Origin of the sequence: Paenarthrobacter ilicis, from assembly GCF_016907545.1 — a bacterium.
Classification (GTDB): Bacteria; Actinomycetota; Actinomycetes; order Actinomycetales; family Micrococcaceae; genus Arthrobacter; species Arthrobacter ilicis.
Genome location: NZ_JAFBCD010000001.1, coordinates 25,368 through 38,239, shown reverse-complemented (window position 1 = coordinate 38,239; position 12,872 = coordinate 25,368). Strand labels below are relative to the sequence as shown.

The following is a 12,872-nucleotide window of genomic DNA, read 5'->3' as shown; positions in this document are numbered from 1 at the left end:
AGGACTCCTTTGGCCTAGCTGGCCGGACGGGTGGCGTGTCCGCCGAACTGGTGACGAAGGGCAGAGACCATTTTCATGGCGGGTGAGTTGTCTTCCCGGGAAGCAAACCGGGCAAACAGTGCCGCGGTAATCGCCGGAGCCGGAACGGCGTTGGCAATTGCTTCTTCAACGGTCCAGCGGCCCTCACCGGAGTCTTCAACGTAATCGTCAATGGAGGCAAGGCCCGGATCCTCGTCCAGTGCCTTGACCATGAGGTCCAGCAGCCAGGAACGGACTACAGTTCCCTTTTGCCAGGCCCGGAATGTTCCAGGAAGATCCTTCACGATGTCCTTGGCTGCCAGCAGCTCGTAGCCTTCGGCATAGGCCTGCATCAAGCCATATTCGATGCCGTTGTGCACCATTTTGGCGTAGTGGCCGGCACCCACTCCGCCCACGTGGACAAAGCTGTCGGCACGGTCTCCTTCGGGCCTGAGGGCATCGAAAACCGGCATCGCAAGCGCAATATCCTGGTCGTCGCCGCCTGCCATCAGGCCATAACCGTTCTCCAGTCCCCAGACGCCACCGGAAACGCCACAGTCCGCGAACCTGATGCCCTTTTCGGCCAAGGCAGCGGCGTGCTTCTGGTCTTCGGTGAACCGTGAGTTGCCGCCGTCGATCACCAGGTCACCCGGGCTAAGTTTCTCGCCAAGCTCCGTCACTACGGCATCGGTGATAGCGCCGGAGGGAACCATGACCCACACCAGTCGCGGAGTGGGCAATGCGGCAATGAGCTCATCAACAGTAGCGACATCCGTGACATCGGGATTTCGATCGAAACCGGTGACCTCAATGCCCCCGTTCCGCATGCGGGCACGCATGTTGAAACCCATTTTTCCAAGACCGATCAGTCCGATGTGCACAGGAAACTCTTTTCTGCGGAAGGTTGGCGGGGTGGATTCAGGGTGCTGCTAGTTGGGCAGGCGCACCGGCATCACGAGGTAGCGGTAATCGTCCTGGTCCTCGCCATCAGCATCTGCCTGCGCTGTGATCATGGCCGGTTTTGGGGCAGTGGTGAACGAGAAACGGACGTACTTGGTCTCGATCACGCTGAGGCCCTCCACCAAGTAGTGCGGGTTGAAGGCCACGGTGATGTCCTCACCTGACAGTTGGGCTTCGAGTTCCTCGGAAGCCTGGGCGTCCTCTCCGGTGCCGGCATCCAGATTCAGCAGGCCCTGGGTGAAAGCAAGGCGGACCGGCGTGTTTCGTTCTGCCACCAGCGACACACGACGCACGGCTTCAACGAGCTCCTGGGTTTGCACAGTCGCGTGAATGGGGGTGGAATCCGGGAAAAGCGAGCGGATCTTGGGGTAGTCGCCATCAACCAGCAGGGACGTAGTGGTGCGTCCTCCGCTTTCGAAACCGATCAGGCGGCTGTCGTCATCAGCAAGGGCGAGGTTGATGTCGCCACTTCCACCAAGGGTTTTCGCAACCTCGTTGAGGGTTTTGGACTTGACCAAGGCGCTGGTTGAGATGCCGGGAGTAACCGGCTTCCAGGGAACTTCGCGCATGGCCAGACGGTACCTGTCGGTGGCCAGGAGCGTAATGAGGTCGTCTTCGATCTCCATACGTACGCCGGTCAGGATGGGCAGGGTGTCATCTTTGCTGGCCGCGATGATGACCTGCGAAACGGCCTGGGCAAACGCGTCACCGGGCAGGGTTCCGCTGATGGCCGGAAGCGCGGGAAGTGCGGGGTATTCCGATTCCGGCATGGTGGCCAGGTGGAAGCTGCTTCGGCGGCAGGTGAGCGTGACTTTGCTGCCGTCGGTCTCAACTTCCACCGGTGCCGACGGAAGGCTCCGGCAAATATCTGCCAGGAGTCGTCCGGACACCAGGATGGTTCCTTCAACGGCGATGTCAGCTGGGATTTCCAACCGTGCGGACGTCTCGTAGTCAAAGCTCGAGAGGCTGACGGTTCCAGCTTCGGCTTTGAGGAGGAGACCGGAAAGCACAGGGACGGGCGGCCGCGGAGACAACGACCGCGCAGTCCACGTGACGGCTTCTGCCAGGACGTCGCGGTCGACTCTGAACTTCACGGAAGGGTGCCGCCTTTCATTGGTGTTGCCATGTCATAGCTGCGGATTCCAGCGTGGAAGCCGCAAAGTCTTCGCAATCCTGCACCGGAACCTGCATGGTCCGCACTGAGCGAATGACAAACAGACCCAAGGATGGGAGCGCTGCTGACAGCTTAGCCGGAAGATCCTCGATTAACCCATCCCCAGCGGCGGCGGCCCCTCGTATGTGGACAGCCAGCGGCTGTTCCCGGACGGCCGTTGGCTGGACCTGGACGCGCAGGGAACCAGATTGTTATTTGAGGGATTTCAATTTTTTGGGATTCGTAGTGTTAATAACTGCTGTGGAAACTGTGGATAACCCGGTCTGGCCGCGAAGATCCGCGGTTAAGCCCTGTTCATGGGATGTGCGTTAACTGGGTTTTAAACAGGGTGTGGATGGGGACAACTCCCAGGCCCGTTTTTAATGATCCACAGATGGCTTAAGGGTTTTAAGCCCATTAACCACGCTTGTCCCCTTAAGTATCCACAGGCTTATCCACATGCACCTGTTAATAAGGTATGTAGTGGCGGATGCGATGTGGATTCAGGAGTCGCGTTGCTGCTGTTTGATCCGGTTGGTGAGCTCTGTGACCTGGTTGTAAATCACACGGCGCTCAGCCATGAGTTCGCGGATCTTCCTGTCGGCGTGGATCACAGTGGTGTGATCGCGCCCACCGAGCTCCTGCCCGATCTTCGGAAGCGACATGTCGGTCAGTTCGCGGCAGAGGTACATTGCGATCTGGCGGGCAGTCACCAAGGTGCGTGTGCGGGACTTGCTGCAAAGCTCTTCCATGCTGAGCTTGAAGTAGTCGGCAGTCTGGTCCAGGATCTGCTTGGCCGTGATCTCCTGGGCGCCGTCATCGGTGATCAGGTCCTTGAGGACCATTTCTGCCAGGGCCACGTCCACCGGCTGGCGGTTGAGGCTGGCGAATGCGGTGACACGGATCAACGCCCCCTCAAGCTCACGGATGTTGCTGGAAATCTTGGACGCGATGTACTCCAGGGCGTCATCCGGAGCGGAAAGCCCCTCGCTGAGACCCTTCTTGCGAAGAATGGCGATGCGCGTCTCGAGTTCTGGAGGCTGGATATCCGTCAGCAGGCCCCACTCGAAGCGTGAGGTCATGCGGTCCTCGAAACCGGCCAGCATCTTGGGCGGTTGGTCCGAGGTGATGACTACCTGCTTGTTGGCGTTATGCAGGGCGTTGAACGTGTGGAAGAACTCTTCCTGCGTCCGGTCTTTGCCGGCCAGGAACTGGATGTCGTCGATCAGCAGGACGTCCACGTTCCGGTACGTGGTCTTGAAGCTGGTGCCTTCATCGTCACGGATCGAGTTGATGAAGTCGTTGGTGAACTCCTCGGAATTCACGTAGCGGACACGGATGCCGCTGTAGAGGCGCCGGGCGTAGTGACCGATTGCGTGCAGCAGGTGGGTCTTGCCCAGTCCCGAATCACCGTAGATGAACAACGGGTTGTACGCCTTGGCCGGGGCTTCAGCCACAGCAACGGCCGCTGCGTGGGCAAAACGGTTGGACGAGCCGATCACGAAGGTGTCGAAGATGTACTTCGGGTTCAGCCTGCCAAATTCGTGGGAGGTGCTGGGGGGCGTCGGCTGGGGCTTTGGTTCGGCGAAATCAGGAACCGTGGAGAGTTCGACGACGGGCTCGGGCTCGGCATGGACCGGGACCAGGTCAGTATCAACGTCGATTGCACAGCGGATGTCATCCGAGAAAACGCTGCGAAGGGCGTCATCCAAGGCGTCCTTCACCTGGGTCTGGAGGACTTCGCGGGTGAGTTCGTTGGGAACCGCCACCAGCAGGGTTGATCCGATGAGGCCCTGCGCCTGGGCCAGGATGACGAAGCCACGTTGCCGGGGAGTTACGCGGTCGTCCTGCTCCAGCAGGGTGAGGACCCTCCGCCAGGAACTTCCGACAGTGTTGGCTTGGTTGGCTTCGTCTACTGTCATCAATCAGTTCCTAAATACTTGCTTGCCGGCGTTGCTGGCAGCCGAAGTGCCTCCGGCAGCGCTGTTCTGGGCAATAATCCACAGAGTTATGCACAGCGGGTGGAAAATGGGCTACTGAGCCACTCTAGGGGATGCAATGGCCAGAAGATAGCTGGGAAGTTGCCTGTGGATAATTACACCGTTGTGGTTCCCAAAACGAGCCTGTGAGCCACTTCATCCACAGGTTCGATCACCATGTTGAACACACCTGTGGATAGAGTTGACGAGGAGCCCCGGTTTGACTGTGGGTCCCTTTTTGCCCTAACGTTGTGAAGTCCTTTGTGTCCGCTTTTGAGATCAGTTGTAACCTCGTACGTTCATCGTGTGGGAAGCAACGGCGGCGGCACATACAAAACTTAGCGTCGGCCAGTTCTTCCCCTTTTTTGATCGGGTGGGCGCACCTTTGATCCACTGGAGTAACTAACGTGAGCAAGCGGACTTTTCAGCCGAATAACCGCCGTCGGGCCAAGAAGCACGGCTTCCGCCTTCGTATGCGTACCCGTGCCGGCCGCGCCATCCTGGCTGCCCGTCGCGGCAAGGGCCGCGTCGAACTGTCGGCTTAAATAACTGACTTGTCGGTCAGCGTCTTCCTGCAGGTTCTACGGTGCTAGCCACCCCTAACCGTCTGCGGACGTCTACCGACTTTTCAACAACTGTACGTTCCGGCGTCCGCAATGGACGCCGGAACTTAGTGTTATATACGGCTCTTATCGGAGCCGGGGAGCCGAGTCGAATCGGCTTCATTGTCTCCAAAGCCGTCGGGAACGCCGTGACCAGGAACCTCGTTAAGAGGAGACTGAGAGAAGCAGGAGCTCTTTCCTTGCAGACGCACGGAACTGGCCTGGCAGTGGTAGTTCGGGCTCTGCCTGCAGCTGCGTCTGCCAGCTGGGAGCAACTGCTCTCGGACTACAACGCTGCACTGGCAGTGACGACGAAGCGACTCGGTGGATCAACTCGCCGGGATGCTTCGCCGGACAGCAACGGGACCACAACGGAAGGGACACCGCGTGCATGACGTAGGCGCCGCCGTCGTTCCTTCTTCCAGCGAGCCTTCCCACGCAAGTCCCTTGCGTGCCGTGGGCACGTTTTTCTGGGAGTTGCCGCGCAACATCCTCATCCTCCTTCTCAAGGCGTACCGGAAAGTGATCTCGCCTCTCTACGGCCAGGTCTGCCGGTTCTTTCCTTCGTGCTCGGCGTACGCGCTTGAGGCCGTGACAGTGCATGGCGCTGTGAAGGGCAGTTGGCTCGCAGCCCGCAGGCTCGCTAAATGCCACCCTTGGAATGCCGGTGGAGTGGACCATGTCCCCGCCGGCCACCGTCATTGGCCAGAAGGTCGGACGCCCACAATTGTTGTACTGAACAACCCGGACCAGTTCTTGGCTGCTCAGGCTGATGAAGAAGGCCGCTCGGCGGCCTGACGAATAGGGATACGTATGGACTTCTTTGAAACAATCATGTTTCCGTTCAAGTGGCTGGTGTCAATCATCATGGTTGGCTTCCACGAGGGACTGAGCTTCATTGGCCTGCCCGCCGCCAACGGCTGGACCTGGACTCTGTCCATCATTGGCCTGGTGCTGGTGATCCGCGCTGCCCTGATTCCTGTCTTCGTCAAGCAGATCAAAGCACAGCGCGGCATGCAGCTGCTCCAGCCTGACCTGAAGAAGCTGCAGGCAAAGTACAAGGGCAAGACCGACCAGCTCTCCCGCCAGGCAATGGCGCAGGAGCAGATGGCCATGTACAAGAAGCACGGGACCAACCCGTTCTCTGCATGTTTGCCAATGCTGATCCAGATGCCGTTCTTCTTTGCACTGTTCCAGGTGCTGTCCGGCATCTCCAACGCCAAGAACGCGGGCAATGGCATCGGTGCCATGAGCGCGGAGCAGGTTGTTGAGTTTGATCAGTCGAGCATTTTCGGGGCCCCGCTGTCCGCAGCCTTGCTCCACGGTGGTGCCGGTAACGTCTCCGTGGTTGTCCTCAGCATCATCATGATCGTTGCCATGACCGCTTCGCAGTTCATCACTCAGAAGCAGATCATGGCCAAGAACATGTCCGAAGAGGCAATGGCCAGCCCGTTCATGCGCCAGCAGAAAATGATGCTGTACATCCTGCCGTTGGTGTTCGGTATTGGTGGCATCAACTTCCCCATCGGTGTCCTGATCTACTGGACCACTACCAACCTGTGGACAATGGGCCAGCAGTTCTTTGTCATCCGCCGTATGCCCACCCCGGGTTCCCCGGCAGCCAAGGCCTTGGAAGAGCGCCGCGCCGCCAAGGGCTTGCCGCCGCTGCTGGGCGGTAAGAAGACTTCAGCCGCTGATGCCGCTGCCGAGGCCGAAGCTGCGGCGGTTGCAGCCGCCGAAGCCCGTGCCCAGCGCGTCCAGCCACAACGTAAGAACAGGAAGAAGAAGTAATGTCTGCCGAGAGCACCGAAGAAGTCACCAGCGTTGTAGCCGAGGACCAGGAAGAAACCCAGTCCAAGACGGCCAGCCGTCTGGAAGAGGAAGGCGACATCGCCGCCGACTACCTCGAGGAACTCCTGGATATCGCTGACATTGACGGCGACATCGACATTGAAGTCCGTAACGGCCGTACTTACATCTCCATCGTCGCGGACGAAGAGTCGGCAGCGTTGGACAGCCTGGTTGGCCGTGATGGCGAAGTCCTGGAGGCACTCCAGGAACTGGCCCGCCTCTCAGTACTATCCGCAACGGAGAACCGCTCGCGGCTGGTCCTGGACATCAACGGCTACCGCAAGGAGCGTGCCGGCGTGCTCCAGCAGATCGCTGAGGACGCAGTGGCCAAGGTGAAGGAATCCGGTGGAACTGTTGCCCTGGAACCCATGAGCGCTTACGAACGCAAGATTGTTCACGACGTCGTTGCGGATCTGGGCCTGGTGTCTGAGTCCGAGGGCGAAGGCGCCGGCCGCCACATCGTTGTTTCGGCTGACTAGACGCATGGTTGATATCACCCCGGTTGAGCTTGAAGCAGCCGAGAAGATCTTTGGTGACCGTCTGGATCTTGCCAAGCGCTACGTGGAGCACCTGGCGACATCGGGAACTGAGCGTGGCCTGATCGGGCCGCGTGAAATTCCCCGTTTGTGGAGCCGGCACGTTCTTAACTGCGCCGTCATCGAGTCTGCCATTGCCAGGAACAGCCACGTCGCTGACGTTGGATCCGGTGCCGGTCTTCCCGGGCTCTGCCTTGCAATTGCCCGGCCCGATCTGGAACTGACGTTGATCGAACCCTTGGAACGGCGCGTCATCTGGCTTCAGGAAGTAGTTGACGATCTGGGATTGAACAACGTGACCATCATGCGAACCCGCGCGGAGCTTGCGGTGGGCATGGTGGAGGCCGATGTTGTGACGGCTCGGGCAGTCTCCGCGCTCACTAATCTTGCCGGCCTTACCATTCCCTTGCTGAATGGCCGGGGCGAAGTGGTGGCCATCAAGGGCCGAAGCGCAGGCGAAGAGATTGAGAAGGCCAAGAAGGTCATCCGCAAACTGGGGGGCGTGGAGACCTCGGTTGTCGTCTGCGGCCAAGAGCTCTTGGAGGAACCCACCACAGTGGTGAGGATTATCGTCAATAAGCCCGGAAAGACGCCGTAGCCACAGCAAGGTTTCCAGCGTGTCGGCGGTGGAGCGGTTAGGCTAGAGAACGGCAGCCAACGCCAAATTGAGAGTGAGAGTGTGACCAGTGGGTAGTAGTGAAACCTCCACGCAACGAATTCCCCCGTTTATGTCTTTGGGGTCAGCGCGTGCCATGGCTACACCCTCTGCCTCCGTTCAGTCCGCGCTTGTGCGACCTAAATCCGTTGATAACGCAGTTTCACGTGAAACTGCAGCTGAAGAGTCCAAGAACGTCATGGATTCGATCGACGATTCCAGTCCCATCGCCCGGCAACTGGCCAACGAAACCCGGCGGCGTGAGCGCCTGACCGGGCGTGAATTGCCCAAGCCCGACGGCACCCGGATTTTCACCGTGTCCAACCAAAAGGGCGGGGTGGGAAAAACCACCACCACGGTAAACATTGCCGCTGCCTTGGCTTCGGCCGGCCTGAATGTTCTGGTGATCGACATCGACCCCCAGGGCAATGCCTCCACAGCTCTTGGTATTGAGCACCATGCTGATGTGGACAGCATCTATGACGTCCTCATCAATGATCTTCCGCTGAAGGACGTCGTGGCGCCTTGCCCCGATATCCCCAACCTGATCTGTGCTCCAGCCACTATCCATCTGGCCGGTGCCGAGATTGAGCTCGTATCGCTGGTGGCCCGCGAGCAGCGCCTGCGCAGGGCGATCGACGTGTACGCCAAGGAGCGGGAGAAGAACGGTGAGGGTCGCCTGGACTACATCTTCATCGATTGCCCGCCGAGCCTGGGCCTCCTTACCGTCAACGCATTCTGCGCTGCCAGTGAGGTCCTGATTCCCATCCAGTGTGAGTACTACGCACTGGAAGGCTTGAGCCAACTGCTTAAGAACATAGAGATGATCCAGAAGCACCTCAATGCGGACCTGGTGGTTTCGACCATTCTCCTCACCATGTACGACGGTAGGACCAACCTCGCAGCACAGGTAGCTTCCGAAGTCCGTCAGCACTTCCCGCAGCAGGTACTCAGCGCTGTTGTTCCCCGGTCCGTTCGTATTTCCGAAGCGCCGAGCTACCAGCAAACCGTCATGACGTACGATCCTTCATCCAGCGGCGCGCTCTCCTATATGGAAGCCGCTGCCGAGATCGCCGAACGTTAGAATTTGGAAACACTGCAACAGCTCGGGCCCATCAGTGCCCAGCTATCCATCGGAGGGATGAATCAATGAGCGAAAAGCGAAGGGGCCTCGGCAGGGGTCTTGGGGCTCTCATTCCTAGCGCCCCAGGCGCGCAGGGCAATGGCGCCGCTGCGTCCCGCCCCGTGGACCTGTTTTTCCCGGAGGCCAAGAAGACTGCGGCGTCGAGTGTAGCGGATAGTGAAATTGCTGCCTCTGCTCCGGCCAATGGCAGCACGGCTTCTTCGCCTACCCGACGCACCAAGGTTCCCGCGGCCAAAGCGGCGCCGCGTACTGCGCCATCCAAGAGCACAAAGACGTCGACGGCGGCTGGTAAGTCTGCGGACGACGCCAAGGGTGCCGAGGAAGTGACAGCCTCGAACATCACTCCTTCAGGTGTCGAGCTTGTAGAGGTTCCCGGAGCCCGGTTCGCCGAAATCCCCGTAGGCGACATCCACCCGAACCGAAAGCAGCCACGTTCAGTCTTTGATGAAGACGATATGGCAGAGCTTGTGCACTCAGTGAAGGAAATTGGCGTCCTCCAGCCAATTGTTGTACGGACCTCAACCGAAAAGGGTGGAGAACCGTACGAGCTTGTCATGGGTGAGAGGCGTTGGCGTGCCGTACAGGCAGCTGGTCTCGAAACCATCCCGGCAATTGTCCGTGACACCACTGATGATGACCTTCTACGCGATGCGCTCTTGGAGAACCTCCACCGGAGCCAGCTGAACCCCCTCGAAGAGGCAGCCGCCTATCAGCAGCTCTTGGAAGACTTCGGCACCACGCACGAGCAGCTCGCAGATCGCATCGGACGTTCGCGTCCTCAGGTTTCCAACACTCTGCGTCTATTGAAGCTCCCTCCTCTGGTTCAGCGTCGTGTTGCAGCGGCGGTTCTTTCGGCCGGCCATGCTCGTGCTTTGCTTGCATTGCCCGATGCCGCGGCGATGGAACGCCTCGCTCAGCGGATTGTTGCTGAGGGCATGTCCGTACGTGCAACCGAAGAGGCTGTGGCGCTCTACCAGGATCCTGCTTCCCCGGCGAAGAGCAGTATCCCCAAGCCGAACGCACGGCACGAACGCCTGGACTACCTGGCATCATCGCTCTCGGACCGCCTGGATACCAATGTGAAGATTACCCTTGGTGCCCGAAAAGGCCGTGTCAGCATCGAATTTGCCAGTGTTGAAGACCTGAATCGAATCATGGATGTGTTGGGGCCGGGTTCGGAATCCTAGGATCAGTACGTTGCTCCATGCCGGATGATCCGGCCGATGCCCTTAAAGAGGACCTGCTCATTGAGCAGGTCCTCTTTGGTTAAGGGACTAAGTGGGTCTGAAGCTACATTGATGGGCTACTCCTGCCCCGTTTCACGTGAAACATTTGCGGTAGACCATCAGCGTCACTGGTTCTGGTTGGGCGGCCGAACGCTGTGTTCTGTCTACACCGTCAAGCGCGACAAGAGAAGGCACACTGGTCATGTGAGGCTGTGCGTAAGCCGACTTCCACTGAGCGAAACTTCCGGCGCTCTGTCAATGGTTCAAATGCTAATTATGAGCGAGTAGGGACTCAGTGACAGTGGGGATTGCGGTCGGAATGTCCAAACGCAATAGTCGAGACCGAATTGTCCAGATGCTCGGAAAGACTGAGTTAGGTCGCTTTCACCGGCCCTCTCATCAGGACCACTAGCTAGTTGAATTCATCCAAGTGGGGACTGTTAGTGGACTGTTTCACGTGAAACCAGTCAAGAAGGCCACGAAACCATGATCCATATGAAGACACTGCGTGAAGATTTGGTACGACCCACACGGACTTCCGTAGTGAAATCGCGTTACCCCACCGTCGAGAGAAGCGCACCCGCATGCCATGGACGGCTACACATTGGCTTGCATCCATGATTCAAGGCCTACCCCCGGCTCAAATGCTGGGCTAAGCCTGACCTGATACAGTGATGCACCCTTACATTTATGTCGGAGGGGGCCCGGATGGTCCACCAGCGAGCCGCGACTTCTCTTCATGAGTCACAATCCCTCAATGATTGCGACTAGGCCAGCAACAGGCCGCGCGGGTTTAGAAAGATGGCGCATCTTCTCTCCCTGATGGCCAGCAATGGTGGAAGCGAGCCTTCGTTTCACGTGAAACATGTTCATGTGCCCGCAGCTGGCAAGCAGGGAATGCTCGAGGTCTTACGGAGAATACGCTTCGTGGTTCAGGAGGCAGAGCAAGAGCGTTCGGTGGTCAGCTGGATGCACAGCAATTGCCATTTGATCGCACTGGTCTGGGAGTTGCGTGGTGCCGGAGTGCTGCGCAGAGCCGCTTCGTAGCCGCCATAGTCGCCTCTATTGTGCCCAAACGACAGCATGTCCTAGGCTGAGAGTCCTCCGGAAGCGAATAGTCCCATCTCACTTGGCAGGGGCATTCGGGCCCTCCCCCGACTACGTATGCTGCCAAGTCCTCCGGATAAGATGCGCAACGCGGCCATCTCATAGAAAAGCCAAGGGAAGGAGGCTGCGAGGAATCATCACAGGAGGCGCCTGAAATCTCGTACAGCGCCTCGGCAGGCCTGTAGGAGGCCCTCCCGGATGTCGAGGTGGCTCACCGGCAGTATGGCGTGCGGTCTCACTGCGGGCCACTGTCAGCCCTCTGGGGAGCCCTCTTGAAAGTCGTGGCAAGATGGCGGCGTTAGCCTTTCCCATCACGTGGTCCGCGGCGGGCTACAGCGATTCAGCGGATAGTCGGTCCAGATGTAGGCGCGCACGCTTCGACCGCCACAGCGCGAAGTTCTACAGGGGAGGCTACGTCTGACGTTAATCCAGGTCTTGGTAGAGACTACACCGCTCAGACTGCCCCCTGTCAGCCAGAGTTGAACAGTGAGAGCCTCCGCTGAGAGCTGGCGTACTGAGTCGGCGCCTACCAGATCTTGATCCCGCCAGGCTGCATATGCGCGGAGATAGTAAGCCATCCCGTTCAGCGATACCGGGACGACAACTAGCCAAGTAGTGAGCACGGGAACGAGCGGTCGCCGGACGCTGCTGGGTGTGAGCACGGACTTGGTGCGTTGGAGCCAAACTACGGCGGTGTGCAGTCCAAGAGCTGATCCTACGGCTCCCCCAGGTGTACAGTCCAGGAGCTGATCCGACGGCCACCCTAGGTGTGCCACTGGCATGATGGGTGGACAGCATTGAATAGCCTCTGAACTTCGATATACAGGGACACGGGTATCGCCGATGCCTCGCAGAGGGGGACGGCCTTCTGCCATTCGGTTCCATGTACAGCGGCTCGAGGGGTGAACTGCAGAGGGTGTCCTGTCTATACGAATCGCCTGGCCTGAGTCTTTTGGTCGGACGTTGTGTGGATAATGCCAAGATGCTCGCCGGCGTTGTTGATCGATGTTCGCCGGATGGGAAAGCCAGTCGGAACACTGTTGGGCTTCGGCAGGTTCCGGTGAGATGCGGAGGATCTGGTAGGACAGCGTTCTCGTTTCACGTGAAACATGATCGTTGTCCCTCTCCACATTCTGGGGGGCGAGGCCCCGCCGAATCCCCGGTTATAGGCCGGTGGATAAGCCTGTGGATAACTCCGGGGATAACTTTGGGGATATCATCGCCTGACCCGCCTGGCGTGAGGATTGTTTCACAGAACTTCCGAGTAGCCTGACTCTACACATCGAAGCTAGAAGGCAAGCAAGTGCAGCTCCTGCTTGTGCCCGGTAGAAAGTGCTCGCAAAGCATCGGAAATAGCCCGCCAGTGCTTGATTTCATCGGCATCTGCGAGCCTCCGTGGCGCGTCTTCGGACCATGCGGTCAGCAGCCGATACATCTGGCCGCTGATGCCGATATGTGGCAAGAAACGAGATCATATTCACAACCACTCCCAGGCTGTGAATCTAGCGACAGCCACCTGTGGATAACACTGTGGATATGCATCCATGCATTCGACCCCCACGTCTTCTTCATGGTGCCCCAGATTGGGAGTTCTGTGAGGCTGGTGGTCGGTTGCCTGGACATGCCAGGGAGACGTGAGTG

11 protein-coding genes are annotated in these 12,872 nt (G+C 58.8%); 8 read left to right on the top strand and 3 right to left on the bottom strand.

Features of this window, described 5'->3' with window-relative positions; genetic code table 11:
* Nucleotides 1-14: 14 nt before the first annotated feature.
* The 3 genes from gnd to dnaA all read right to left on the bottom strand — a co-directional run bounded on the left by gnd (nt 15) and on the right by dnaA (nt 4,053).
* Nucleotides 15-899: a phosphogluconate dehydrogenase (NAD(+)-dependent, decarboxylating) gene (gnd, locus tag JOE60_RS00160; protein WP_167268170.1), complete on the bottom strand. Its 885-nt coding sequence runs from the start codon at nt 897-899 to the stop codon at nt 15-17.
* A gap of 48 nt (nt 900-947) precedes the next feature.
* A complete protein-coding gene (gene dnaN / locus JOE60_RS00155; RefSeq protein ID WP_167268168.1) occupies nt 948-2,072 on the bottom strand; it encodes a DNA polymerase III subunit beta in 1,125 nt (374 codons plus the stop codon).
* Nucleotides 2,073-2,634: 562 nt separating this feature from the next.
* Nucleotides 2,635-4,053 (bottom strand): chromosomal replication initiator protein DnaA, encoded by a 1,419-nt coding sequence (dnaA, locus tag JOE60_RS00150; RefSeq protein WP_167268166.1) that lies wholly within the window; start codon nt 4,051-4,053, stop codon nt 2,635-2,637.
* Nucleotides 4,054-4,517: 464 nt separating this feature from the next.
* Here dnaA and rpmH point away from each other — a divergent pair, with 464 nt between their 5' ends.
* The 8 genes from rpmH (at nt 4,518) to JOE60_RS00110 (ending at nt 10,085) form a co-directional block, all read left to right on the top strand.
* Nucleotides 4,518-4,655 carry a 50S ribosomal protein L34 gene (gene rpmH / locus JOE60_RS00145; protein WP_011776797.1) on the top strand — a complete coding sequence of 46 codons (138 nt, stop codon included), beginning with the start codon at nt 4,518-4,520 and terminating at the stop codon, nt 4,653-4,655.
* 41 nt (nt 4,656-4,696) lie between these two features.
* On the top strand, nt 4,697-5,107 hold the full coding sequence (gene rnpA / locus JOE60_RS00140; protein WP_167268164.1) for a ribonuclease P protein component: 411 nt from the start codon (nt 4,697-4,699) through the stop codon (nt 5,105-5,107).
* Entirely contained in the window at nt 5,055-5,510 is a 456-nt protein-coding gene (gene yidD, locus JOE60_RS00135) for a membrane protein insertion efficiency factor YidD (RefSeq protein ID WP_167268436.1), read from the top strand. Before rnpA ends, yidD begins: the two co-directional genes overlap by 53 nt.
* A 15-nt stretch (nt 5,511-5,525) precedes the next feature.
* The gene (gene yidC / locus JOE60_RS00130) at nt 5,526-6,503 is read left to right on the top strand and encodes a membrane protein insertase YidC (protein WP_167268162.1); all 978 of its coding nucleotides are present in this window, start codon (nt 5,526-5,528) and stop codon (nt 6,501-6,503) included.
* Nucleotides 6,503-7,042 carry a Jag family protein gene (locus JOE60_RS00125; RefSeq protein WP_167268159.1) on the top strand — a complete coding sequence of 180 codons (540 nt, stop codon included), beginning with the start codon at nt 6,503-6,505 and terminating at the stop codon, nt 7,040-7,042. The genes yidC and JOE60_RS00125 overlap by 1 nt, the downstream gene beginning before the upstream one ends.
* Nucleotides 7,043-7,046: 4 nt before the next feature.
* Complete coding sequence (gene rsmG / locus JOE60_RS00120) at nt 7,047-7,697, top strand: 16S rRNA (guanine(527)-N(7))-methyltransferase RsmG (RefSeq protein ID WP_167268157.1); 651 nt, start codon at nt 7,047-7,049, stop codon at nt 7,695-7,697.
* Between the two features lie 88 nt (nt 7,698-7,785).
* On the top strand, nt 7,786-8,838 hold the full coding sequence (locus tag JOE60_RS00115) for a ParA family protein (RefSeq protein WP_336111000.1): 1,053 nt from the start codon (nt 7,786-7,788) through the stop codon (nt 8,836-8,838).
* 65 nt (nt 8,839-8,903) lie between these two features.
* Complete coding sequence (locus JOE60_RS00110; protein ID WP_167268155.1) at nt 8,904-10,085, top strand: ParB/RepB/Spo0J family partition protein; 1,182 nt, start codon at nt 8,904-8,906, stop codon at nt 10,083-10,085.
* Nucleotides 10,086-12,872: the final 2,787 nt, after the last annotated feature.